This is a genomic window from Pantoea phytostimulans (assembly GCF_046118715.1).
GTDB lineage: Bacteria > Pseudomonadota > Gammaproteobacteria > Enterobacterales > Enterobacteriaceae > Pantoea > Pantoea phytostimulans.
The window spans coordinates 2,711,306-2,736,315 of sequence record NZ_CP173698.1; the positions used below are offsets into that span (position 1 = coordinate 2,711,306).

Consider the following 25,010-nt stretch of genomic DNA (forward strand, 5'->3'; position numbering starts at 1 on the left):
GGAGAAAAGGCGTTACGCGTTAAGCACCTTTTCTACCGCTTTGGCGAAACGCATCATGCCTTCTTCAATATCGGCGGGCTCGATCACCAGCGATGGCGCAAAACGAATCACGTCGGTGCCAGCCACCAAAATCATTAAACCTTCTGTTGCGGCAGCATTCAGGATGTCTCGCGCTTTGCCTGCGTGCTGCGGTTTCAGCGCCGCGCCAATCAGCAAACCTTTACCGCGAATATCTGAGAACAGATCGTGCTTCGCATCAATAGCCTTCAGCGCTTCAACATATTGCTGACGACGCGTTTCAACCCCGTCCAGGACTTCCGGTGTGTTGATGATGTCCAACGCAGTTTCGGCAATGGCGCACGCCAGCGGATTACCGCCGTAAGTGGTGCCATGCACGCCCGGCGCCATGGTCGACGCGATTTCATTGGTGGTCAGCATCGCGCTTACCGGAAAACCGCCGCCCAACGCTTTGGCCGAGGTCAGAATATCTGGCGTCACGCCATAATGTTCATAGGCAAATAGCTTGCCGCTGCGACCCATACCGCTTTGTACTTCATCCAACACCAGCAGCGCCTGATGTTGATCGCACAATGCGCGTAGGCCTTGCATAAATTCCGGCGTGGCGGGCATCACGCCGCCCTCACCCTGGATCGGCTCAACCACGATGGCACAGGTGTGATCGTCAATCACCGCTTTGACAGCGTCCAGATCGTTGAAAGGCACATGCACAATATCCGCCGGTTTTGGACCAAAGCCATCGGAATACTTCGGCTGCCCGCCAACCGATACGGTAAACAGCGTGCGGCCATGAAAAGCATTGTGGAAAGCGATGATTTTGCTTTTGAAAGGACTATGACGCTTATAGGCATAATAACGCGCCAGCTTGAAGGCGGCTTCGTTAGCTTCTGCGCCAGAGTTGGCGAAAAAAACGCGGTCAGCAAAGGTGGCGTTGATTAACTTGCTGGCAAGACGCAGCGCCGGTTCGTTAGTAAAAACATTGCTGGTATGCCACAGCGTTTCACCCTGGCTTTTCAGCGTTTCTACCAGCGCCGGATGGCAGTGGCCCAACGCAGTCACCGCGATGCCGCCTGAAAAGTCGATATACTCTTTGCCTTGCTGGTCCCATACGCGACTGCCTTTGCCTTTCACCGGCACAAACTGCGCTGGTGCATAAACAGGCAAAATAACGTTATCGAACGTTTCCCGCGTTACCGCAATTTTTTCCGCTGCCATTGACGACCTCATTTGATTGTTTGTTGAGCCAATGTGAAATAATAATCACAAAATATGCATAAAAAATCATTCAAAGGCAAACAGTGTTTTACTGATCAAGGAAATTGCGCAGCAGTTGATGCCCTTGTTCGCTAAGAATGCTTTCTGGATGGAACTGTACGCCTTCCAGCGCCAGGGTTTTGTGGCGGAACCCCATAATTTCATCGGGTTGCCCGTCGCGCAGGCTCCAGGCGGTAATCTCAAATTCGTCTGGCAACGTATCACGCTGGACGATCAAAGAGTGATAACGCGTTACGGTAAGGGGATTATTCAGATGGCGGAACACGCCGCAGCTGGTGTGTTGAATGGCAGAGGTTTTCCCGTGCATCACCTGACGCGCGCGCACCACTTTGGCTCCATATGCTTGCGCGATAGCCTGATGACCCAGACAGACGCCCAGTATCGGTATACGTCCGGCAAAATGGCGAATCGCCGCCAGCGAAATCCCCGATTCATCCGGTGTACAAGGGCCGGGCGAAATCACCAGATGCGTCAAAGGCAGCGCCTCTATCTCTTCCAGCGTGATGGCGTCATTGCGCACCACGCTGACTTCTGCGCCGAGTTCGCAAAAGTATTGGTAGAGATTCCAGGTGAAAGAGTCGTAGTTGTCGATGAGCAGCAGCATGACCAATCCTGAGTGGTTAAAAGCGCCGCCATTCTACAGCTGTTACGCTATCTCACTCACCACTTTCGTAAAGACCTTCTCAAGCGGCTTGAGGTCGCCGGAAGCACCCGCCTGATTTGCAGCGTTCCATGCTTCAGACTCGATTTTTTCCCACTCCAGCAAATAACCTGCATGCAGCGCTAACTGTTCGAAGAAGATGCGTTGCGCGCGGCCATTTCCCTCACGGAAAGGATGCAGCACGTTGATCTCGCAATAATAATGCGCCATACGCTGCACAAACGCTTCTGGGGAAAGATCGGCTAAACCCTTCTCCTCCTCCAATGCGCTCATGAGGGTATTCCCCTCTTTTTCGATATATTCGAAATGGCAAAATGGCGTATCGCCGCGCCAGATATCGATAGTACGTAGCTCGCCTGCCCAGCTGTAAACATCCTGGAAAAGGGTGCGGTGAATATGACAAAGATAGGGCAAACCCAGCGTATAGGTGCTGAGCTCTAACGTAGCAAGCCGCGCTGCGCTGAAGCTTAACTCCGCTTTGCGTAGCTGAGCGGCATCGTGAATATCAAGGCGATTTTTCAGCACATCATCGTTATGCCACAGATAAGGATCGCGGGCGGCAGCAATATTATTGGCCATATTGCCTCCTCAACGATTCCAGTCGCGCCTGAGCATCTTCACCTTTCAAAGCCAGCTCATTTAACGTGAAGCCTTCAAGCCGACAGCTCGCCTGATAGCTGGCAGCACGCCGCTGTTGCCAGAGCGCAGATTTTTGTTTGTCTGTGAGTTTATGTGCCATGTCGCCTCCTGCTGGGATTTGCCCTAAGTATAAGAGCAAAATTTTCCTTTGCCGGAGGCGGATAGGGTTCGCCATCGGGAGATGGCGATATAAGTGCGTTAAGGCAGGACTTTCGCGGAAATGATAACTACCGGTTTTGACGGTACATTCTGGTATGGGCCTACATCTTTCGTTGGCACCTGAGAAATTTTATCGGCCACTTCAATGCCTTTCACAATTTTACCAAATACCGCATAACCAAAATCACGCTGGCCGTGATCGAGGAAGGCGTTATCTGCCACGTTCAGGAAGAACTGGCTGGTGGCGCTGTCTTTATCAGCCGTACGCGCCATTGAAATAGTGCCACGCAGGTTACGCAAGCCATTGTCCGCTTCATTTTTAATTGGCGCATTGGTCTGTTTCTGCTGCATATCCGTGGTGAAGCCGCCCCCCTGAACCATAAAGCTCGGGATCACACGGTGAAAAATAGTATTGTTATAAAAACCGCTGTTCACATAATCGACAAAATTTTTCACTGAAACCGGCGCTTTTTGGTCGTTCAGTTCGAGTTCGATATTGCCGGCAGAAGTAGTAAGCAGAACGTGTGTATCGCCTTTAGCGGCTAATGCCGAGGCGGAAACTGAGGAGAGCGCTAACAGGGCAACTGCCGCTGTCAAAGTACGTTTAAACATGAAAGATTCCTTACCTTGGAGAGCGAGCTCAAAACGTGATTGATTGTAAAGAGCATGTAATACAAGAGCCAGCGTTTTACCTTAATTTACGCTGAGCTCAACGAAACAGCGCAAACGTTAAACCCAACGTCTTACGTGACTAAAATCACACATTCAATGAAATATGGATCCTGATTTTCACTGGTTGTTTATTAAGATCACAGTTGCGTTTACACTTTCTGACACTTTTGCCGACCTTCCGGTTCTTAACAGGTTCAGAACATGACAAACCGAAATCGACTAGGCCTTACCTGGATCAGCTTCTTTTCGTATGCGCTTACCGGCGCGCTGGTGATTGTCACCGGCATGGTAATGGGTGATATTGCGAAAGATTTCCAGATCCCTATTTCTAGCATGAGTAATACCTTTACCTTCCTTAATACCGGCATTCTGGCGGCAGTTTTTCTTAACGCCTGGTTGATGGTTATTATCCCGCTGAAGCGCCAGTTGATTTTCGGCTTCATATTAATGGTATTTGCCATCATTGGCCTGATGACCAGCCGCGATCTCAGCATCTTCTCGCTATGTATGTTCGTGCTGGGTGTGGTCAGCGGCATTACTATGTCGATTGGTACTTTCCTGATTACCCATATGTACGAAGGTCGTCAACGCGGTTCACGCCTGCTGTTTACCGACTCCTTTTTCAGCATGGCAGGCACGCTGTTTCCGGTGCTGGCAGGGATTCTGCTGGCGCGTCAGTTGCCGTGGTACTGGGTTTATGTCTGCATCGGCGTTATCTATGTGGCTATTTTTGTTCTGGCGATGTTTATTGAATTCCCCGTGCTGCGCAAACCAGAAAACAGCCCAACCGTCGAAAAAGAGAAATGGGGCGTGGGCGTGCTGCTGCTTTCCGTTGCCGCGCTGTGCTACATCCTCGGCCAGCTTGGCTTTATCTCTTGGGTGCCAGAATACGCGACCAAAACCATGGGCATGGATATCGCCAGCGCAGGTCAGTTGGTCGGTAACTTCTGGACAGCCTACATGGTTGGCATGTGGGTGTTCAGCTTCCTGCTGCGTTTCTTCGACCTGCAACGCATTCTAATGGTGTTAGCGGGCCTCGCCACGGTATTGATGTACTGGTTTGTCAGCAGCAACGACGCCAGCATGTTGAGTTGGATCATCATGATTCTGGGCTTCAGCTCCAGCGCAATTTACACCACCATCATCACGCTGGGTTCGCTGCAAACCAAAGTCGCTTCACCGAAGCTGGTGAACTTTATCCTGACCTGCGGCACCGTTGGCACCATGTTGACCTTTGTGGTTACCGGTCCGATTGTTGAAAAGAGTGGCGTACACACTGCGCTCTCTACCGCGAATGGCTTGTATGCTGTGGTGTTCGTCATGTGTGTGCTGCTGGGTTTTGTTACCAAGCATCGCCAGCATGGTCACGTTACGCATTAATCCCCGAGGGCGGCGTTACGGCGCCGCCCTGCCTCGTTCAGCGTTTAAAATCCACCCGCTCTGCTTCCCGTAAATAAATCTCGCTCTGCGCCGGTTGGGTCGCCGCAATCAATGCGCCACCACGAATCGAATAGCGTACGGGAACCTGTCGCCTTACTGCATCAAAACCGTTCTCTGCCGGTAGAATAATCAGGTTGGCATCATTACCGACCTCAAGACCGTAACCGCTGAGATTCATGGTCTTCGCGCTGTTGTGAGTAATCAGCTTCAGTCCTGCATCAATCTGCTCATATCCCATTAGCTGACAAACATGCAGCCCCATGTGCAGCACCTGCAGCATGTTGGCGGTGCCAAGCGGGTACCAGGGATCAAACACATCATCATGACCAAAGCAGACATTAATATCCGCTTCCAGCAGCTCTTTTACCCGCGTAATACCGCGTCTTTTGGGATAGGTGTCGAAGCGTCCTTGCAGATGAATATTCACCAGCGGATTTGCCACAAAGTTAATGCCTGAAAGGCTGAGCAAACGAAACAAGCGTGAAGCATAAGCGCCGTTATAAGAGTGCATTGCCGTGGTATGACTGGCGGTTACGCGCGCGCGCATGCTATCTCGATGTGCCAGCGCCGCCACGGTTTCAACAAAGCGTGACTGCTCATCATCAATCTCATCGCAGTGCACATCCACCAGCTTGTCGTAACGATTAGCAAGGGCAAATGCCTTATGCAACGACTCCACGCCATATTCGCGGGTAAATTCATAATGGGGGATCGCGCCGACCACATCCGCGCCCATGCGCATCGCCTCTTCCAGCAACGCTTCACCATTGGGATAAGAGAGAATCCCCTCCTGCGGAAACGCCACAATCTGGATATCAATCCACGGCGCCATGTCCGCTTTCAACGCCAGCATGGCTTTCAGCGCGGTCAAGGTGGGATCAGAAACATCTACGTGGGTACGCACAAACTGAATGCCATTCGCGATTTGCCACTTCAGCGTTTGCATCGCGCGCTGCTTTACATCTTCATGGCTGAGCAACGCTTTGCGCTCAGCCCAGCGCTCAATGCCTTCAAACAGCGTGCCGGATTGATTCCACGTCGGTTCGCCCGCCGTTTGCGTGGTATCGAGGTGAATATGCGGCTCAATAAATGGCGCACTGGCTAATCCGCCTTCTGCATCCAGCACCGCATTCATCTGCTCGGCGTGCTGCGACTGCTGATGAATAGCGGCGATCTTGCCTTCAGCAATATCGATCTGCCACTCTCCATCACGCCCGGGCAGGCGCAAATTGATAATCGACTTCAGGGACGGTTTGGTCATAGCGATGCGTTCTCCATTCAGACGTATTCGCTTAAAGCTAGCACGATTCAGCTTCATGATGAGAGCGAGCCAGATAACGCTTTTTTCAGCAATATAAGCGAGTTAGATAAAATCTTTCAAAATCAGCCATATAACTCTAAATAGGTATATAAAGCCCTTATTGATATACATCAATAAGGGCTAAAAACGTCGCGCTATTGTAGCCGCAGATATCGCAAATTTGAGGCAACAATGAGCAAGCACAATGTCGTCATTATTGGTAACGGCATGGTCGGCCACCGCTTCATAGAAGAGCTGATCGACAAAGCTGATCCTGGCCAGTTTTCGTTGACCGTTTTTTGTGAAGAACCCCGCGTCGCCTATGATCGCGTTCACCTTTCTGCATACTTCTCCCACCACACCGCCGAAGAACTTTCCCTGGTTCGCGAAGGCTTTTACGAAAAACATCAGGTCAAGCTGCTGCTTGGTGAACGCGCCATTACCCTCAACCGGGAAGAGAAGCTGATTCACTCTAACACCGGTCGCGCCGTTCATTACGATACGCTGATTTTTGCCACCGGTTCTTATCCCTGGATTCCGCCCATCAAAGGGGCCGAGGGCAGCAACTGCTTTGTTTATCGCACGATTGAAGATCTCAACGCTATCGAAGCCTGTTCACGTCGCAGCAAACGTGGCGCGGTGATTGGCGGTGGATTACTGGGTTTAGAAGCCGCAGGTGCGCTGAAAAATCTGGGTGTCGAGACGCACGTTATTGAGTTTGCGCCCGTCTTAATGGCGGAACAGCTCGACAAACAGGGCGGCGAACAGCTGCGTCGCAAGATTGAAGAGATGGGCGTGCAGGTACATACCGGCAAAAATACCCAACAGATTCTTCATCATGACAAAGGCGGCAAAACGCTGCAGTTTGCGGATGGCAGCGAGTTGCAGGTCGATTTTATTGTCTTCTCAACCGGTATTCGTCCGCAGGACAAACTGGCGAAGCAGTGCGGACTTTCAATCGGTACGCGCGGTGGCATTGCCATTAATAACCGCTGCCAAACCAGCGATCCCACCATTTACGCCATCGGTGAATGCGCCGCCTGGCAAGATCGTGTATTTGGCCTGGTTGCGCCGGGCTATAAAATGGCGCAGGTCGCCTGCGATACGCTATTGGGCCGTGATAACGCTTTTTCTGGCGCGGACATGAGCGCCAAATTAAAACTGCTGGGCGTAGATGTCGGCGGCATTGGCGATGCTCGTGGCAACACGCCGGGCGCGAAAAGTGTTGTCTGGCTGGATGAAAGCAAATCTATCTACAAACGCCTGATCCTCAGCGAAGATCAGAAAACGCTGCTTGGCGCAGTGCTGGTCGGTGATACCAGCGATTATGGCAATCTACTGCAACTGGTCCTGAATGCGATTCCTTTACCTGGCAATCCTGAAGCGTTGATTCTTCCGACCGGCAGCGGCGAAAAGCCGTCAATTGGCGTGGATGCGCTGCCTGACAACGCGCAGATTTGTTCCTGTTTTGACGTCACTAAAGGCGACATCATCACAGCAGTAAAAGGCGGATGTCACACCGTGGCGGCGTTAAAAGGGGAAACCCGTGCCGGCACCGGATGTGGCGGCTGCATACCGCTGATTACGCAGGTGCTTAACAGCGAGCTTAGCCGTCAGGGCATTGAAGTGAATAATCATCTTTGCGCCCACTTCCCTTATTCGCGCCAGGAGTTGTATCACCTGATTCGGGTAGACGAAATTAAAAGCTTTGATGCGCTGTTGGCTAAATATGGTCAGGGTTACGGCTGCGAAGTGTGTAAACCCACGGTGGGATCGCTGCTGGCTTCTTGCTGGAATGATTATGTCCTGAAACCGCAACATACGCCGCTGCAGGACAGCAATGATGTTTTCCTCGGCAATATCCAGAAAGACGGCACTTATTCAGTGATCCCGCGTTCACCGGGCGGTGAAATCACCCCGCAAGGTCTGCAAGTGATTGGCGAAGTCGCACAGCAGTATAACCTCTACACCAAAATCACCGGTTCACAACGTATTGGCCTGTTTGGTGCCCAGAAAGATGATCTTCCGGCGATTTGGTCCCAGCTGGTTGCTGCGGGTTTTGAAACCGGTCACGCCTATGCGAAAGCATTGCGCATGGCGAAAACCTGCGTTGGCAGCACCTGGTGCCGCTTTGGCGTCGGCGACAGCTTGGGCTTTGGCGTGATGCTGGAAAATCGTTACAAAGGTATTCGTACGCCTCACAAAATGAAATTTGGCGTGTCGGGTTGTACCCGTGAATGTGCTGAAGCTCAAGGCAAAGATGTCGGCGTGATTGCGACTGAGAAAGGCTGGAATCTTTATATCTGCGGCAATGGCGGCATGAAACCCCGCCATGCAGATCTGCTGGCAGCCGATCTCGATCAAGCCACCTTAGTGACCTACCTCGATCGTTTCATGATGTTTTACATCCGTACCGGCGATCGCCTCCAACGCACGTCGTTGTGGCTGGAGAGTCTGGAAGGCGGCGTTGAGTATCTGCGCAGCGTGATCGTTGACGACAAATTAGGCATCAATGCGCAGCTGGAAAGTGAATTGAACCGCCTGCGCGGCAGCGTGAGTTGTGAATGGACCGCCACGCTACAGGATCAACAAAGCCAGGCGCGCTTCGCCCACTTTATCAATTCGCCGCAACGCGATCCCAATGTACAAATCGTGACTGAACGCGATCAACATCGCCCGGCGCGCCCATCTGAACGTATTGCCGTCACGCTAATTGAGGAGAGTGAAGCATGAGCCGGTGGACTGTCGTGTGTCAGTTGACACAAATCTTACCCGCGACCGGCGTCTGTGCGTTGGTCAATGGTCAGCAGATTGCCATTTTCCGTCCACGTGATGATGAGCAGCTGTTTGCCATCAGCAATATCGATCCTTTTGCCGACGCCAGCGTGCTGTCGCGCGGCATTATCGCCGAGCATCAGGATGCATTGTGGGTGGCGAGTCCGCTAAAAAAGCAGCGATTTCGCCTCTATGATGGCCACTGTATGGAAGATGAAGCACGCTCGGTCGCTGCGTATCCGGTGCGCGTTAGCGCGGGCCAGGTCGAAGTTTGCGCCTGAATTTCACTTTATGAGACAACACCATGTTTACTGACACACTGAATAAAAGCGCGGCCAACGCGGCGCGTATTGTCCGTACCGCGCAGGAGAGCCCGCTGGCTTTCTGGATTAGCTCGGCGATGGCGGGTGCTTACGTCGGTTTGGCGATCATTTTGATCTTCACGCTGGGTAATCTTGTCGATCCTGCCCTGCGACCCTTGGTGATGGGTGCCACTTTTGGCATCGCGCTGACGCTGGTGATCGTTGCGGGTTCGGAACTTTTCACCGGCCATACGATGTTCCTGACGATCGGTGTTAAAGCAGGCAGTATTTCGCAAGGCCAGTTGTGGTGTGTTTTGCCGCAAACCTGGTTGGGTAATTTAGTCGGCTCCGTTGCGGTTGCCCTGATTTACTACTTTGCCGCTGGCCCGCTGCTGCCTAATGCTAATTCGCTTATCCACGCGGTTGCACTGGCGAAAACTGCCCAACCCGCCATGGCCCTGTTCTTCAAAGGCGCACTCTGTAACTGGTTAGTTTGCCTGGCGATTTGGATGGCATTGCGTACTGAAGGCGCAGCGAAAATGATTGCGATTTGGTGGTGCCTGCTGGCGTTTATTGCTTCCGGTTTCGAGCACTCCGTGGCTAACATGACGGTTTTTGCACTCTCCTGGTTCGGTCAGCATAATGAGAGCCTGACATTGGGCGGCATCGGTCACAATCTGCTTTGGGTGACGTTGGGTAACATGCTTTCCGGCATGGTGTTTATGGGGCTCGGTTACTGGTATGCCACACCGCGTGCACAGCGCCCACAACCTGATCTTTCAGTCGGATCGGTTAAAACAGCTTAATCCCCCTATTTCAGCCCGCTTAACGCGGGCTTTTTTCAGGAGTTTTCATGGAGTATTTCCCCCTGTTTTGTCGTCTACAAGGTAAACGTTGTTTACTGGTGGGCGGCGGTGATGTCGCAGAACGCAAAGCGCGTTTGCTGCTGGCAGCGGGTGCAGACCTGTATGTCGGCGCGCTGGATTTCTCTCCGGCTTTCCAACATTGGGCGCAACAGGGAGAGCTGACTTTACTGGATGGCCATTTTGATCCCCGCTGGTTAAAAAATTGCTGGCTGGTTGTCGCAGCGACTAATGACAACAACATCAATCAGCAGGTGGCAGATACCGCTGAAGCCCAACAAATTTTCTGCAATCTGGTCGATGCCCCCGAACAGGCCAGCGCCATCATGCCATCAATTATTGATCGCTCACCGCTGATGGTTGCGGTGTCGTCGGGGGGATCTGCCCCGGTGTTGGCTCGCTTGTTGCGCGAAAAACTCGAAGCGATGCTGCCACAGCACCTTGGTCAACTTGCGCAGTTCGCCGGTAAACTACGCGCTCGGGTAAAAACAGAATTTCATTCAATGGGTCAGCGCCGCCATTTTTGGGAACGCTTTTTCAAAAGCGATCGTCTGGCGCAAACCCTGGCGAATGGCGACAACCCGCGCGCTCAACAAATAACGGAAACGTTATTCAATGCCGCGCCCGAAGCGCCAGGTGAAGTCGCGTTGGTCGGTGCCGGACCGGGCGATGCGGGATTGTTAACGCTGAAAGGTTTGCAACAGATTCAGCAGGCCGATGTCATTGTTTATGATCGGCTGGTATCAGACGACATTCTCAATCTGGTACGCCGTGACGCTGAGCGGGTATTCGTGGGTAAGCGCGCCGGATATCACTGCGTTCCACAGGATCAGATCAATCAGCTGCTGTTGGAGCAGGCGCAGCGCGGTAAACGCGTGGTGCGATTAAAAGGCGGCGATCCGTTTATCTTTGGTCGAGGCGGTGAAGAGCTGGAAGTACTGGCGCAACATAAGATCCCGTTTAGCGTGGTGCCTGGTATAACGGCTGCGTCAGGCTGCGCAGCGTATAGCGGCATTCCACTTACCCATCGCGATCATGCGCAAAGCGTACGGCTGGTCACTGGACATCTACAAAAAGAGGGCAAACTCGGCTGGCAAAAACTGGCTGCCGAGCAACAGACGCTGGTGTTTTACATGGGGCTGGCGCAAGCCACGGAAATTCAGCGGCAATTGTTAACGCACGGAATGCGCGCCGATATGCCTGTTGCCTTGGTGGAAAACGGCACCAGTGCTCGCCAACGCGTTGTGACCGGCACGCTGGCACAGTTGGGTGAACTGTCGCAGCAGGTGATCAGCCCGAGCCTGATTATTGTGGGCAGCGTAGTGAGTTTACGCGAAACATTGCGTTGGTTTTAAGCACGACAAAATGCTGTACAGAAAAAACGTAATGCGCGCCTGTTTTGGGAGGGTGCTGAGTATTCGCTGCATCGAATAAAATCGGAATAAATAAAAACGGCGGGCTATTTCAGCCCGCCGTTTCTGTTTTTACCGATGAACGCTTATGGCTGCGCAACAAACCCCACAGCCTGATACACCTTCTTCAATGTCTCTTGTGCCTGCGCGCGCGCTTTGCTCGCGCCATCACGCATGATCTGTTCAAGCAGCGCTTCATCATTACGGAAATGGTTATAACGCTCCTGCAACTCTGTAAGCATGCCAGAAACCGCATCAGCAACCGCGCCTTTCAGATGGCCATACATTTTGCCTTGGAACTCTTGTTCCAGCTCGGCGATGGTTTTGCCGGTGACGCCGGACAAGATATCCAGCAGGTTAGAAACGCCCGCTTTCTCTTTAATGTCATAACGCACCACTGGCGGTTCTGCTGAGTCGGTCATTGCACGTTTGATCTTTTTCACCACCGACTTAGGATCTTCCAGCAGACCGATAACGTTGTTACGGTTTTCGTCAGACTTGGACATTTTCTTGGTCGGCTCAAGCAGCGACATGACGCGCGCGCCCGATTTTGGAATAAACGGCTCAGGCACTTTGAAGATATCACCATACAGCGCGTTAAAGCGGCTCGCGATGTCGCGGCTCAGCTCAAGATGCTGTTTCTGATCTTCGCCTACTGGCACCTGATTAGTTTGATAAAGCAGAATGTCTGCTGCCATCAACACCGGATAATCGAACAAGCCCGCATTGATGTTTTCTTCGTAGCGCGCCGATTTATCTTTGAACTGCGTCATACGGCTGAGTTCGCCGAAGTAGGCATAGCAGTTCAGGATCCAGCTCAGCTGAGTGTGTTCTGGCACATGCGACTGAACAAAAATGGTGCTTTTCTCAGGATCAATACCGCAGGCGAGATAAAGCGCCAGCGTATCCAGCGTGGCTTTACGCAGCGCTGCAGGATCCTGACGAACGGTGATGGCGTGCAGATCGACGATGCAGTAAATGCAGTGGAAATCATCCTGCATCTGCACCCACTGACGCAGCGCACCCATATAGTTGCCAATGGTCAGTTCGCCGGACGGCTGTGCGCCGCTGAAAACAATGGGTTTGCTCATGCTTATGTCCTGATAATTACAGCCCGATAGCGGGCAAAAGTTCTTCGAAAGAGTCGAGTGTTAAATCGGGCTGGCTAGTGGCAATGGGTTCACCATAGTTGTAGCCAAACGTCATGCCGATATTCGGTACGCCAGCCGCCTGGGCAGCGAGAATATCATTGCGAGAATCGCCGACAAACAGCAATTGTCCGGGAAGTACACCGAATTTGCCCAGCACCAGGAAAATGGCTGCGGGATGCGGTTTTTTCACAATCACATCATCACCGCCGATCACCAGCGGAAACGCATCGGCAATACCCAGGGATGCCAGCAAAGGCGCAACAAAAGGCGTTGGCTTGTTAGTCACGATTGCCATCGGAATCCCTTTGGCTTGCAGCGCTTCCAGGGTCGCTTTTACTTGTGGAAACAGCGTACTGCCCGCTTCCACCGTGTCAGCATAATGCTTGTCAAACAGCGCACGCGCATCACGTTGTTCATCGGGTTGCGGCTCGCGGCCCAACGCATAGGTCAGCGCGCGCGACATCATCACGTCGGCCCCATTACCAATCCAGGTAGAAACGCGCTCAATACCTGCGGCAGGCAATTTTAAATCGGCCAGCGCAAGATCGATGGCATCCGCCAGACCAGGCGCGCTGTGCACCAGAGTGCCATCAAGATCAAAGGCCAGCGCACGAATATCAGTGAAATGAGCCATTGGCTTTCTCCAGTTCATTGCGCATGTCATCAATCACTTTTTTGTAATCGGGATGACCAAAAATGGCAGAACCCGCGACAAACATGTCGGCACCCGCCGCAGCGATTTGTCCAATGTTATCAATCTTTACGCCACCATCAACTTCCAGGCGGATGTTGTAGCCGCTCTGGTCGATGCGTTTACGTGCTTCGCGCAGCTTGTCTAGCGTACCAGGAATAAAGGATTGTCCACCAAAGCCTGGATTCACTGACATCAACAGAATGATGTCTAGCTTATCCATTACATAATCGAGATAGCTAAGTGGCGTTGCCGGATTAAACACCAGACCCGCTTTGCAGCCATGTTCTTTGATTATCTGTAGCGTACGGTCAACGTGCTCGCTGGCTTCCGGATGAAATGTGATGTAGGTAGCGCCGGCTTTGGCAAAGTCAGGGATCAGAGAATCGACCGGTTTCACCATCAGATGCACATCGATAGGTGCGGTGATGCCATAGTCGCGCAGCGCTTTTAGCACCATCGGCCCCATGGTCAGATTGGGAACGTAATGGTTATCCATGACGTCGAAGTGAACCACGTCGCCGCCAGCCGCCAGGGCTTTTGCGGTATCTTCACCCAGACGGGCAAAATCCGCCGAAAGGATTGAAGGGGCCAGCAAATATTGTTTCATCCGATTCTCCCACTGTTGTGGCCAACCATACGGTTGGCGTAATGCGTTGGTCGCGGACGAAACAGACTAGCTATAGAGCGCCAGCAGTTCGTCGACCTTCGTGCGACCGCTTATGCTTCGGCTAATAGAACGCCGGGCTTTAACCACATGTAACACTGCATCCTGATACCACAAACGCGTTAGCGCAGTATCGTGATTGGAAATCAATACAGGAATTTGGCTTTCAGTCGCCAATTTGCCCGCCAACTCCGCCAGATGCTGCTGTTCACGCAGGCTAAAACTGTTGGTGTGATACGCCGTAAAATTAGCCGTTGTCGAGAGCGGTGCATACGGTGGATCACAATACACCACGGAGCCTTTAAGGGCATTGGTCAGGGTAACATCGTATGACTCACAGACAAATGTCGCTTTCTGTGAGCGTTCGGCAAACCATAACAGTTCCGCTTCAGGAAAGTAGGGTTTGCGATAACGACCAAAGGGCACGTTGAATTCGCCGCGCAGGTTATAACGGCACAAACCGTTGTAGCAGTGGCGATTCAGATAGAGGAACAGCAGCGCACGCTGATAGCTGTCAGTGCTGAGATTAAATTCGGTACGGCGCAGGTAATAACAGAGTTCGCTGTTCCCTTCTGGGGTGAATAACAGTTGTGCATCACGAATAAATTCTGCCGTGCGGTTTTTGACAATGTTGTAGAGATTGATTAAGTCGTTGTTGATATCAGCAAGGATGTAGCGATCAAATTCAGTGTTAAGAAACACCGATCCGGCACCAACAAAGGGTTCAATCAGGCAGTCGCCTTGCGGCAAGTAGCGATGAATCTCTTCTACTAAGGGAAATTTTCCTCCCGCCCATTTCAGGAAAGCGCGATTTTTCTTCATGCTGTCGTGGTAATACATCTTATGGTAAGGCTGTGGCTGGACCGACAGCAGATCTGCGCTTAAAACGGGGCCAACATCGCTGGCCCCACATCTATTATTGGGCTTCTTTCTTAACCTGGCTCAGCGGTTTGACCCATGGATTCTGCGCACGCACACCGGCTGGCAGCGAGGCAACGGCACGTTTGGCATCGGCTGGTGTCGCATACGATCCACTCACCAGTACGAACCACGACTGACCGTTACGGGTAGTTTTGTATACGTGATAACTGCTTAAATTCTGCTTTTTCGCCCAGGCATTCAGGCTGTCAGCTCGCGATGCCCCGCTCAACTGCAAGGTGTAATTGCCGCCCGGCAGCGATGTGCTGCTCGCGCTATTTGCCGTGCTGCTAGTGCCCGAACCGCTGGTTACTGGACGCGCTGGCGTGGTGTGTGTTTTGCTTTCGCTGGTCGCAGATTTCGAAGCAGTTCTGTGCGGCTGCTGCTGAGCACGCGCTGGCGTGCTGTTTTTTACCGGTGCTGGACGGATAGCAGGCGCTGCTGTTCCACTATTTGCGTTACCGCTTACCGTCGCAGGTGCCGTTGGCAAAGAGCTGGTAGCGCTCTGGGTAGCATTATCAACTTGCTGCTGCTGATTGCTCAGCGCGCTGTTGAGATCGCCTGGCAAAGTAACACGCTGCTGGTTCGCAGGCGCTTCTACCGGTGCGGCTTGCGTGGGTGTAGAAGAGACCGCTGGCATGGAGACATCACGTGGCGCGCTGCTGGCATTATCCGCCACAGGCGCGCTGTTTTCCGCGGGTGCCTCGGTCGCAGGCCTGTTTTGTCCGCCCGCCATGGAGGTCGATTCGGTAAGATCGATATTCCTGTCACCCGTAGCGTTAGAGCCGCCAGAAGATGCAGGATTGTTTCCAGTCGACGCCGGTTTGCTCTCGTCTGAACCGTTTAACGCCGAGCCAATGCCCAACACTAACAGCAGCAAAACCAAAATGCCGATACCCATCATCATGTGTTGACGGGAAACCGGCACTTTAGGTGCAGAAGACGACTTGCGTGGACGCGAGGGACGGCGGTCACTGGCGTCAGGTTTTAACTCATCTTCCGGTTTGAACTCATCCATTTTGCCTCCTCCGTAAAGCGGTTATCGCGTTACGCTTTTACGCGCCGCTTTACCGCTTAACTGCTAAATATCAAGATTTCTGGCAATCGTTAATTGCAGCCAGCACCCTATCATGAGTCACGCCACTACGCACTTCAGAGCGGCCGATCGACAAAGGCAACACCAGGCGCAATTCGCCAGCGAGCACTTTCTTGTCGCGCATCATATGGGGCAAATAATCTTCCGCTTTCATCTCTTCTGGGCCGTGCACGGGTAAACCAGCGCGCTGCAGTAAAGCGATAACACGATCGACATCGTCTGTTTTGAACTGACCTAAACCTTCAGCAGTACGTGCGGCCATCACCATGCCTGCCGCAATCGCTTCGCCGTGTAGCCAGTTGCCGTAACCCATGTGCGCTTCAATCGCGTGGCCATAGGTATGGCCCAGATTCAACAGCGCACGCTGACCATTTTCACGTTCATCAGCCGCAACGACTTCTGCTTTTAACTCACAGCAGCGGCGAATACAGTAAGCCATAGCTTGCGTATCCAGCGTCAACAGCAAGTCAAGATTACGCTCCAGCCACGTGAAAAATTCGCCATCAAGAATGATGCCGTACTTAATGACTTCCGCAAGACCCGACGCCAGTTCACGAGGCGGCAGTGAGTGCAAACAGTCGGTATCAATCACCACCGAAGCGGGCTGATAAAATGCCCCGATCATGTTTTTGCCGAGCGGATGATTAACAGCGGTTTTGCCGCCTACCGAGGAGTCAACCTGCGACAGCAAGGTGGTCGGCACCTGAATAAAGCGCACGCCACGTTGATAGCTGGCGGCGGCGAAACCGGTTAGATCGCCAATCACGCCGCCGCCTAAGGCGATGAGCGTGGTGTCGCGACCATGCGGTTTTTGCAGCAATGCTGTAAAGACTTGATCCATCACGGCGAGCGTTTTGTATTGCTCGCCGTCGGGTAAAATCACCTGATCCACTTTCACGCCCGCCGCTGTCAACAGCGTCGACAGTTTCTCAAGGTAGAGCGGTGCCAATGTCTGGTTAGTTACCAGCATGACATTATCGCCTGCCTTTAACGGCCAAAAAGAAGCCGGATCGTTAAACAGTCCGGCGGCGATAGTGATGGGGTAACTACGTTCCCCCAATGAAACAGTGATCTTCTCCATGATGCTCAATACCTGTTACAGAGCTTTTGGGTGTTGGATCAACTTTTTTCCAACATGTGGATAATCTGATTCGCCACCACTTTCGCACTCTGATCATCAGTACGGATGGTGACATCAGCGATCTCTTCATACAGCGGATTACGTTCGCCAGCCAGTGCTTCAAGCACTTCGCGTGGCGGTGAATCCACCTGCAACAGCGGACGTTTTTTGTCACGCTGCGTGCGCGCCAGTTGCTTCTCGATAGTGGTTTCTAAATACACCACGACACCGCGGGCGGAGAGACGATTACGGGTTTCTCGGGATTTAACGGAACCACCGCCCGTCGCCAGGACAATGCCTTGCTTCTCGGTCAGTTCATTAATGATTTTTTCTTCGCGATCGCGAAAGCCATCTTCGCCTTCGACATCAAAAACCCAGCCCACATCCGCTCCGGTGCGTCGCTCAATTTCCTGATCGGAATCGAAAAACTCCATATTGAGTTGCTGAGCCAACTGACGGCCAATAGTGCTTTTGCCGGCACCCATCGGCCCAACCAGAAAGATATTGCGTTTCTCTGCCATTTTGTCGGTATTACTAAGAATTCGTTAATGATACCCCGCGTTCAGCTTCTCGCTGGCGGGACAGGAACTGAGACCTCATGAGCATTAGCAAGAGTCAGATGGAAAATTATCTCAACACTCAAGGCTGTTTGGCAACCGATTATATTGCTTGCAGCACATCCATTTCTGAATTGGCCTGTCGTTCGCGAAACTGTAACGCGTCAGCACTGCGTTTTTACAACGCGGCTTTCAGAGGAGATTACTGATTCCTTTGCTGGATTTTAACCAACATGGACGGTTACAACGTATTGAAAATCGCTAAACCTTGTATGCTAATTCCTGCGCTGCGTCAACGTAGATGGCATTTAGGGCGCTATTTTCCGGTTTATCCGGCGGTAAGCGCTGCTTCCCTGACCAATCGCGGTGTAATAAAGATAACCAGCTCCTTTTTTTTACGCTCTTCCGTTTGTTGACGAAACAGCGCGCCTAATAGCGGTATATCACCGAGTAGTGGCAGCTGATTTTGCCCCCGGCTTCGCTGCTGCTGAAAAATACCACCGAGCGCTAGCGTCTGACCATCTTTCAACGTCACTTGCGTTTCAATCTCTTGTTTATCAATGGAAAGCACCTCGGTTTCACCCGTTTTAATGCTGCGGCCCGGCACATTCTGACTGATGCGAATTTTCAGCTGAATGCGCCCATTGCCCAACACCGTCGGCGTGACTTCCATGCCCAGCACCGCTTCTTTGAACTCAATGCTGGTCGCACCGCTGTTTCCCGCTGATACTTCATAAGGAATTTCAGTGCCCTGCTTAATAGAAGCGGTTTGCTGATGAGACGTAAACAAACGTGGACTGGCAATGATTTCGATTTGATTCTCTTGTTCCAGCGCGCTTAGCTCCAGGTCAAGCAATTGTCCACCGATTCGTGCCAGCGTAACGCCGACGCTTACGCCAGCCGCATTGATAGCAAGGGGTATATTCAGTTGAGGATTGCGTAAGGCATTAATCACAGCACCTTCGGCAGTGTGCAAACCCCAGTTCACACCCAACTCATGCAAATGCTCCTCACTGATGGTCACAATATGCGCGGCCAGCTCCACCTGCTCCAGCGGCACATCCAGCGCTTGCAGCCAGCGCTCAGTTTCTTTCAACGCCGCCTCGGTATCGCGTAACAGCAACGTGTTAGTACGACTATCGACGGTGGCGCTGCCGCGCGGCGTCATCAATGTCTGGCGTTCTCCCTGCAGGCTGCGATGCACATCGCTGGCATTAGCGTAATGCAGCACGACACGACGCTGTTTCAAGGGTAGCTGATGTTGCTTCTCTTCCTGCTGCGCTTTTTCCTCTTTCTGCTGTTGCTGCTGCCAGCTTTCGGGATAAACCAGTAGGACGTTCTCCTCTTCAATCAGCGTCAGGCGCGCCATACGTGAAACCAGATCCAACGCCTGGGACCAAGGCATATCATCCAGCCGCAGCGTGAGAGCACCTTGTACGTCGGGTGCGATCAGCAGATTGATACCTTGATAATCAGCCAGCGCCTGTAAAATGCGCTCCACCGGCGCATCATCAAAGGCAAGGCTGAGTTTTTCATCATTGGCGAAGGCTGGCGTCAGACAACACAAGGCCAACGTTAAAATGATCGTCCTTATCACGTGCGCGTCCTTTTAATTGGAATGAGATTGTTTGCATTGAGCAGCTGTTTTCAACGCTCAGCGAGACGCTATGCCGCGTTAATGTCTTCACTCTCCACGGCACAAGCGGAAAAGGATCACCTGTATGTACTTTGACGGCTTTTCCCTGTGGGGCGAGCAGCCATGCCTGGAAATGGTTGTCACGGCCAATGATGCCCTGCAAGCGCCAGCCCGCTAGCGGTTCAATTGGCTGAACACAGGCCGCACCCAGAACAGGTTGAAACGGATCGCGTGCCAACACGCTGCAACAACACAGCAGTAAAAGGAGCAGGCTACGGTGCATCTTCATGCTCCAGCCAAAGTTCAGCCACTAAGTGCGTCTGCTGCATAGCCAACTGAAAATGCTGAGGAAAAGGTGCAGAAAATTTAGCCATTTCGGCGAACAGCGGCTGAAATTGCGCCCACTGAAGATGCAATGTTAACGCTCGCGGTTGAGCATCCGGCTGCCATTGTTCCAGTTGCTGACCCCGCGCCGCTAAAAGGGCTTCTAACGCGGGGACTGAAGAAGCGGAACGCAACTGCGCCGATGCTTGCACCCACTGTTGTTGCAATGTTTCCAGTGAGGGATTTTGCGCAAGCTGGTGTTGACGCCGTTGCAAGCTATGTTGCTGCTGTTCCAGAGAAAGCAGCAATGCGCTCTGGGCTACTTTTAGCGGACGCAATATCGCTATCCAGCAAATGAGTAGCAAACTCAGCGCTGCCGCCATTAACAGGATATAGCGCGGCAATGTACTCAGATTTAACCAGCGCTGTATCCACTCATTCATCGGTTATCTCCTGCAGTTGCGCCCGCAATGAGAAACGATAATCTCCTTCTGACTGGCGCTTTACGCTGCCCTGCTGCACTAAAGTGAAAAGTGGATAATTCGCCAGTTGATGACGGAAAGCGCGAATTGCCTGCATATCCTGCGCATGCCCCTCTAAAAATAGCTGGAGTTCGCGCTTTTCCAGCCGTTGAAGCCAGAGCGTGTCAGGCAGTAAGGCCGGTAAATCGAGCCAAAATTGTTGCCAGCGGGCAAGCTGTTGAATCTGAATTTGCTGGTTATCCAGCCGCTTTTGCTGCGTAGCCAGCCGTTGCATCGCCTGTTTTTGCAGCGTCAGGCGTTGAGCGATCTCATCCAATGCCGTGCGTAGCGTCTCTTGTTGCTGAAGCGCGGCTTGCGAAATCGAATGCGTACGCCACGCCTGTAGCGCAACGAGTAACACAATGGCAGACAGCAACAGCGAAACAATACTGAAGCTTTGTCGCCGCTGACGCTGCCAGTGCAACTGACGCCAGGGAAGAAGATTCACTGCGACCATCAGCGATCCTCCGCACGTAAAGCAAGTCCAGCAGCGAGCGTAAAATCGCTGGCGTATTCCGGCATTGGTGGCTGCTTATAGTGAAACAAATCGAAGGGGGAAAACGGCTCTGCGCCAGCAGAAAGGGCATTTTCTCTGTTATCACATAATCGGATATTGATACCTTGCGGCAGTAACTGCTGTTGCAGTTCTGCCAGCGTGGCGAGTTCGCTAGTGCCGTGGCTTGCGGCGCCATCGCTCCACAGCCAGCGCGTCTCATGACGTAAAACCAGTACGCCATTTACAGGTAACCTGGCGGCTTTAGCTGTCACATTAAATGCCTGAGAAGTCAGTTCAAATACCGCGGGTTGTAACCCTGCCTGGTGTAACGGTGCATACCACTGTTCAACCACGGCTTGCCGCGCCGCCGTGACGCAGAGCTGGCCGCTCGCGGGATCGGCACGGTAATCCAGCGCCAGCGCCTCCGGCTCAATGGGAAACAGTTTTCGCGCCGCGGCCTGAACGTAACGCCGCATTGCGGGTTCTCGCAGCAATTGTGTTGGCAGCGGCAAAGGCCGTTGCAGTATCAGATGATCAGGCAGTGCAACGCGTAGCGAATAGCGCTGCGGTAAGCGCTTGCGCCATGTGGTTAACGCCGCGACTAATTCAGGCGAAGATTGCAGCACGCCGTTTCTTAACGTATCTTGCGGCAGCCGCTGCTGCCACCAGTGGCACAACTTCCAGCCTTCTCGATGAGGCTGGATGGCGAGGGCACAAAGCTGCCTATTCTGAATATCCAGTCCAATTTGCCATGTGTGAAAAGCCATGCGCGCGATCTCCTTATCGTCAGGGGAAAATGGACATATCAAAGCGTCTGGCTTGCCTTTATACTACCGCGCGGTTGTTTATAAACTGCCCAATTGACAACAGATGGGAAATCTCAGGTGAAGTTCGTAAAGTATTTATTGATCCTTGCAGTGTGTTGCATTTTGCTGGGAGTCGGCTCGGTTTATGGTCTTTTTAAGTACATAGAGCCGCAGTTACCCGACGTAAACACACTGAAAGATGTGCGCCTGCAAACCCCAATGCAGGTTTACAGCGCAGACGGCGAATTGATGGCTCAATATGGTGAGATGCGCCGTATTCCACTGAGCTTGCAACAGGTGCCGCCTGAGATGGTAAAAGCGTTTATCGCGACCGAAGACAGCCGCTTTTATGAGCATCATGGCGTCGATCCGATCGGGATATTTCGTGCCGTCAGCATTGCGCTGGTCTCTGGCCACGCTTCGCAAGGTGCAAGTACCATTACTCAGCAGCTCGCCCGTAACTTTTTCCTTAGCCCTGAACGCACCTTGATGCGTAAAATCAAAGAAGCATTTCTGGCGATCCGCATTGAACAGCTACTGACGAAAGATGAAATCCTTGAGCTTTACCTGAATAAGATCTACCTCGGCTATCGCGCGTATGGCGTGGGTGCTGCTGCACAGGTCTATTTCGGTAAGCCAGTGGATCAGCTTTCCTTGAGCGAAATGGCGATGATTGCCGGTCTGCCAAAAGCGCCCTCTACCTTTAACCCGCTCTACTCTCACAGCCGCGCGCTGTCGCGCCGCAACGTGGTGCTGGCCCGTATGCTGGATCAGCATTACATCACCCAGCAGCAGTATGATGAAGCGCACAACACACCGCTGGTGGCCAAATATCACGGACCGGAAATCGCCTTCTCCGCACCCTATCTCAGCGAAATGGTGCGTCAGGAAATGGTGAAGCGGTACGGCGAAAATGCCTATACCGAAGGATTCAAGGTTTACACCACCGTGACGCGTCGACTGCAGCAAGCTGCGCAGGAATCGGTGCGCAACAACGTGATGGCTTACGATATGCGTCATGGCTATCGCGGCCCAACCAATGTGTTGTGGCGAGTGGGTGAACCCGCACTGAACCAGACGGAAATCGAAAAAACACTGAAAAAGTTGCCGGTTTACGGTCCGCTGATTCCGGCGGTGGTCACCAATGCGAACAGCGATGAAGCCACAGCCATAATGAAAGACGGCACCAACGTGTCGTTAACGCTGGCCAGCGTGCGCTGGGCGCGTCCTTATAAATCAGACACGCTGCAAGGGCCAACGCCGAAGAGCGTGACGCAAGTGTTACAGGCCGGGCAGCAAATCTGGGTACGCAAAGTCGGTGACAGCTGGTGGCTGGGACAGGTACCAGATGTGAACTCTGCGCTGGTTTCACTCGATCCGACGGACGGTTCAGTTCGCGCACTGGTGGGTGGATTTGACTTCAATCAGAGCATGTTTAACCGCGCAACTCAGGCGCTGCGTCAGGTCGGTTCAAACATCAAACCGTTCTTGTATACCGCAGCGATGGATCGCGGTTTAACGCTGGCTTCAATTCTGAATGACGTACCGATTTCGCGCTGGGATGCAGGCGCAGGTGCGGACTGGCGTCCGAAAAACTCACCGCCAACCTACGACGGCCCGATTCGTCTGCGTCAGGGTTTAGGTCAGTCGAAAAACGTCGTGATGGTGCGAGCAATGCGTGCAATGGGTGTTGATTATGCTGCTGAGTATTTACAGCGCTTCGGCTTCCCTGCACAAAACATTGTTCATACCGAATCGCTGGCGTTGGGTGCAGCCTCGTTTACGCCTCTGCAGGTGGTACGTGGATATTCAGTCATGGCGAACGGCGGCTTCCTGATCAATCCTTATTTCATCAAAAAGATTGAGGATGCACAGGGACAAACCCTGTTTGAAGAGAAGCCAAAAATTGCCTGTCCGCAGTGTAATCTGCCGGTGATTTATGGTGATACGAAGAAAGCCCTCGCGTTAAACGAGGAGAGCGTCGAAAACGTCGCGGCTTCCGATCAGAATCAAAACAGTGCAGTGCCGCAGCCGGAACTGGAGCAGGTTCCCACTCAGTCACAGCAAAATGGCGATCAGCAATATGCGCCACATGTGGTTAATACCCCGCTGTCGTTCCTGATCAAGAGCGCGCTCAACACCAATATATTTGGCGAACCGGGCTGGATGGGAACGGGCTGGCGCGCCTCACGCGATCTGAAGCGTAATGATATCGGCGGTAAAACGGGTACCACTAACAGCTCAAAAGATGCGTGGTTCTCAGGGTACGGCCCGGGCGTAGTCACGTCGGTGTGGATTGGCTTTGATGATGCACGTCGCGATTTGGGTCGTAGCACCTTGTCTGGTGCGATTCCCGATCAGATTTCTGGTTATGAAGGCGGCGCGAAGAGTGCGCAACCGGCGTGGGACGACTATATGAAAGCCGCGCTGGATGGCGTACCGGTGCAACCGTTAACACCTCCCGATGGCGTGGTTACGGTCACTATCGACCGTAACACCGGCAAACTGGCTAACGGCGGAAATACGCGTCAGGAATTCTTCATTAATGGCACGCAGCCTACTGAGTATTCTGTCCACGATGTTGGTACTACCATCATGGATAATGGCCAAAGCCATGAGCTGTTCTGATGTAAAAAGGGACGACTAACGTCGTCCCTTCCGAATGCCGAGGCTGACGATGTCAGCCTTTTTTATGCCTTAGCTTTTTGAAGTTTCGTATTTAATACGGCCCTGCTTCACCAGCCATTCACGCACCATAAAAAGCGCGCTGACGTTGCGTGCTTCGCGGAAGTCGGGCTCCTGCAACAGCGAAAGCATGTCGCTCAGAGGCCAGCGGCGCACGATTAACGGTTCCGGCTCATCCCCTTCCAGCTTCTCTTCATACAAGCCTTCCGCCACCACAATATTCATTTTGCTGGAGAAGTAAGAAGGTGCCATGGTGAGTTTGCCAAGCGACGTCAGCTCACCCGCGCCAAAGCCTACTTCTTCTTTCAGCTCTCGATCGGCCGCTTCATTCACCGACTCGCCCGGATCAATTAAGCCTTTAGGAAAACCGAGCTCGTAGCTTTCCAGCCCGACGGCATATTCCTCAATCAAAATCAGATGATCATCCACGATGGGCACGATCATTACGGCTTCACGTTCCGAAGGTTTCATGCGTTCGTAAACACGATGAGCACCGTTACTGAAGGTTAAATTGACCGCTTCGATCGTGAATAGCCGCGAGCGCGCCACAGTTTCCACCTTGAGGATGTCAGGTTTTTTTAACGTATTTTTCATATCAGCCTCAAACATTGCTGCACTAGCGGTCAGGAGCGGATCAGCATACCTAACCGCGTCCAAATGTGCGACAGTCAGTTAATCGGGGGAAGCAGGAAGCATCAGCACAATGCCATAAACCTCTTAGGTTACTACTGAACACTATTTTTAATTAGTCAATGCTCCACTTTAAAATTCAGATAATACCGATATTTAATTAAGCATTTGCCAGTTACCATTCCGACAAGGCATG

General features: G+C 52.5%; 25 protein-coding genes. 6 read left to right on the forward strand and 19 right to left on the reverse strand.

Annotated features, from left to right (window positions below; all coding sequences use genetic code 11):
- Positions 1-12: 12 nt before the first annotated feature.
- The 5 genes from ACF2G4_RS12735 to ppiA all read right to left on the reverse strand — a co-directional run bounded on the left by ACF2G4_RS12735 (position 13) and on the right by ppiA (position 3,364).
- Complete coding sequence (locus tag ACF2G4_RS12735; RefSeq protein ID WP_409074912.1) at positions 13-1,233, reverse strand: aspartate aminotransferase family protein; 1,221 nt, start codon at positions 1,231-1,233, stop codon at positions 13-15.
- Between the two features lie 88 nt (positions 1,234-1,321).
- Positions 1,322-1,897, reverse strand: coding sequence for an aminodeoxychorismate synthase component II (locus ACF2G4_RS12740; RefSeq protein ID WP_215845402.1), 576 nt, complete (start codon positions 1,895-1,897; stop codon positions 1,322-1,324).
- Positions 1,898-1,939: 42 nt separating this feature from the next.
- Positions 1,940-2,533 carry a putative adenosine monophosphate-protein transferase Fic gene (locus ACF2G4_RS12745; RefSeq protein WP_409074913.1) on the reverse strand — a complete coding sequence of 198 codons (594 nt, stop codon included), beginning with the start codon at positions 2,531-2,533 and terminating at the stop codon, positions 1,940-1,942.
- The gene (locus ACF2G4_RS12750) at positions 2,523-2,693 is read right to left on the reverse strand and encodes a YhfG family protein (RefSeq protein WP_215845400.1); all 171 of its coding nucleotides are present in this window, start codon (positions 2,691-2,693) and stop codon (positions 2,523-2,525) included. The genes ACF2G4_RS12745 and ACF2G4_RS12750 overlap by 11 nt, the downstream gene beginning before the upstream one ends.
- A gap of 98 nt (positions 2,694-2,791) precedes the next feature.
- Positions 2,792-3,364, reverse strand: coding sequence for a peptidylprolyl isomerase A (gene ppiA / locus ACF2G4_RS12755; RefSeq protein WP_409074914.1), 573 nt, complete (start codon positions 3,362-3,364; stop codon positions 2,792-2,794).
- A gap of 261 nt (positions 3,365-3,625) precedes the next feature.
- Here ppiA and tsgA point away from each other — a divergent pair, with 261 nt between their 5' ends.
- Positions 3,626-4,804, forward strand: coding sequence for an MFS transporter TsgA (gene tsgA, locus ACF2G4_RS12760; RefSeq protein ID WP_215845398.1), 1,179 nt, complete (start codon positions 3,626-3,628; stop codon positions 4,802-4,804).
- 37 nt (positions 4,805-4,841) lie between these two features.
- On the opposite strand, the gene ACF2G4_RS12765 is transcribed toward tsgA, so the two are convergent.
- On the reverse strand, positions 4,842-6,125 hold the full coding sequence (locus ACF2G4_RS12765; protein WP_409074915.1) for a cytosine deaminase: 1,284 nt from the start codon (positions 6,123-6,125) through the stop codon (positions 4,842-4,844).
- Positions 6,126-6,356: 231 nt separating this feature from the next.
- Here ACF2G4_RS12765 and nirB point away from each other — a divergent pair, with 231 nt between their 5' ends.
- Genes nirB through cysG form a run of 4 tightly spaced genes read left to right on the forward strand, consistent with a single transcriptional unit; the run spans position 6,357 to position 11,459 of the window.
- On the forward strand, positions 6,357-8,897 hold the full coding sequence (nirB, locus tag ACF2G4_RS12770; RefSeq protein ID WP_332625972.1) for a nitrite reductase large subunit NirB: 2,541 nt from the start codon (positions 6,357-6,359) through the stop codon (positions 8,895-8,897).
- Positions 8,894-9,220: a nitrite reductase small subunit NirD gene (gene nirD / locus ACF2G4_RS12775; protein ID WP_409074916.1), complete on the forward strand. Its 327-nt coding sequence runs from the start codon at positions 8,894-8,896 to the stop codon at positions 9,218-9,220. The genes nirB and nirD overlap by 4 nt, the downstream gene beginning before the upstream one ends.
- A gap of 23 nt (positions 9,221-9,243) precedes the next feature.
- Entirely contained in the window at positions 9,244-10,047 is an 804-nt protein-coding gene (nirC, locus tag ACF2G4_RS12780; protein ID WP_409074917.1) for a nitrite transporter NirC, read from the forward strand.
- Positions 10,048-10,094: 47 nt separating this feature from the next.
- Complete coding sequence (gene cysG / locus ACF2G4_RS12785) at positions 10,095-11,459, forward strand: siroheme synthase CysG (RefSeq protein WP_409074918.1); 1,365 nt, start codon at positions 10,095-10,097, stop codon at positions 11,457-11,459.
- Positions 11,460-11,602: 143 nt separating this feature from the next.
- Here cysG and trpS read toward each other — a convergent pair whose 3' ends face one another.
- The 12 genes from trpS to pilM all read right to left on the reverse strand — a co-directional run bounded on the left by trpS (position 11,603) and on the right by pilM (position 21,460).
- Positions 11,603-12,607 carry a tryptophan--tRNA ligase gene (gene trpS, locus ACF2G4_RS12790; protein ID WP_409074919.1) on the reverse strand — a complete coding sequence of 335 codons (1,005 nt, stop codon included), beginning with the start codon at positions 12,605-12,607 and terminating at the stop codon, positions 11,603-11,605.
- Positions 12,608-12,623: 16 nt separating this feature from the next.
- Positions 12,624-13,301: a phosphoglycolate phosphatase gene (locus ACF2G4_RS12795; protein ID WP_215845393.1), complete on the reverse strand. Its 678-nt coding sequence runs from the start codon at positions 13,299-13,301 to the stop codon at positions 12,624-12,626.
- Complete coding sequence (gene rpe, locus ACF2G4_RS12800; protein WP_243079847.1) at positions 13,285-13,968, reverse strand: ribulose-phosphate 3-epimerase; 684 nt, start codon at positions 13,966-13,968, stop codon at positions 13,285-13,287. Before rpe ends, ACF2G4_RS12795 begins: the two co-directional genes overlap by 17 nt.
- A gap of 66 nt (positions 13,969-14,034) precedes the next feature.
- A complete protein-coding gene (gene dam, locus ACF2G4_RS12805; RefSeq protein WP_409074920.1) occupies positions 14,035-14,847 on the reverse strand; it encodes an adenine-specific DNA-methyltransferase in 813 nt (270 codons plus the stop codon).
- 94 nt (positions 14,848-14,941) lie between these two features.
- Positions 14,942-15,961 carry an SPOR domain-containing protein gene (locus tag ACF2G4_RS12810; RefSeq protein ID WP_409074921.1) on the reverse strand — a complete coding sequence of 340 codons (1,020 nt, stop codon included), beginning with the start codon at positions 15,959-15,961 and terminating at the stop codon, positions 14,942-14,944.
- 70 nt (positions 15,962-16,031) lie between these two features.
- The gene (aroB, locus tag ACF2G4_RS12815; protein WP_409074922.1) at positions 16,032-17,120 is read right to left on the reverse strand and encodes a 3-dehydroquinate synthase; all 1,089 of its coding nucleotides are present in this window, start codon (positions 17,118-17,120) and stop codon (positions 16,032-16,034) included.
- A gap of 38 nt (positions 17,121-17,158) precedes the next feature.
- Positions 17,159-17,680, reverse strand: coding sequence for a shikimate kinase AroK (gene aroK, locus ACF2G4_RS12820; RefSeq protein ID WP_243079850.1), 522 nt, complete (start codon positions 17,678-17,680; stop codon positions 17,159-17,161).
- Between the two features lie 364 nt (positions 17,681-18,044).
- Positions 18,045-19,313 carry a DNA uptake porin HofQ gene (hofQ, locus tag ACF2G4_RS12825; RefSeq protein WP_409074923.1) on the reverse strand — a complete coding sequence of 423 codons (1,269 nt, stop codon included), beginning with the start codon at positions 19,311-19,313 and terminating at the stop codon, positions 18,045-18,047.
- On the reverse strand, positions 19,252-19,635 hold the full coding sequence (locus ACF2G4_RS12830; protein ID WP_409074924.1) for a HofP DNA utilization family protein: 384 nt from the start codon (positions 19,633-19,635) through the stop codon (positions 19,252-19,254). The genes hofQ and ACF2G4_RS12830 overlap by 62 nt, the downstream gene beginning before the upstream one ends.
- Positions 19,625-20,119 carry a hypothetical protein gene (locus ACF2G4_RS12835; protein WP_409074925.1) on the reverse strand — a complete coding sequence of 165 codons (495 nt, stop codon included), beginning with the start codon at positions 20,117-20,119 and terminating at the stop codon, positions 19,625-19,627. The genes ACF2G4_RS12830 and ACF2G4_RS12835 overlap by 11 nt, the downstream gene beginning before the upstream one ends.
- The gene (locus ACF2G4_RS12840; protein ID WP_409074926.1) at positions 20,112-20,654 is read right to left on the reverse strand and encodes a PilN domain-containing protein; all 543 of its coding nucleotides are present in this window, start codon (positions 20,652-20,654) and stop codon (positions 20,112-20,114) included. The genes ACF2G4_RS12835 and ACF2G4_RS12840 overlap by 8 nt, the downstream gene beginning before the upstream one ends.
- Entirely contained in the window at positions 20,654-21,460 is an 807-nt protein-coding gene (pilM, locus tag ACF2G4_RS12845) for a type IV pilus biogenesis protein PilM (protein WP_409074927.1), read from the reverse strand. Before pilM ends, ACF2G4_RS12840 begins: the two co-directional genes overlap by 1 nt.
- A 117-nt stretch (positions 21,461-21,577) precedes the next feature.
- Between pilM and mrcA the strand changes: the two genes are divergently transcribed.
- Positions 21,578-24,127, forward strand: coding sequence for a peptidoglycan glycosyltransferase/peptidoglycan DD-transpeptidase MrcA (gene mrcA, locus ACF2G4_RS12850; protein WP_409074928.1), 2,550 nt, complete (start codon positions 21,578-21,580; stop codon positions 24,125-24,127).
- A 69-nt stretch (positions 24,128-24,196) separates the two neighbouring features.
- Here mrcA and nudE read toward each other — a convergent pair whose 3' ends face one another.
- A complete protein-coding gene (gene nudE, locus ACF2G4_RS12855; RefSeq protein WP_409074929.1) occupies positions 24,197-24,778 on the reverse strand; it encodes an ADP compounds hydrolase NudE in 582 nt (193 codons plus the stop codon).
- Positions 24,779-25,010: the final 232 nt, after the last annotated feature.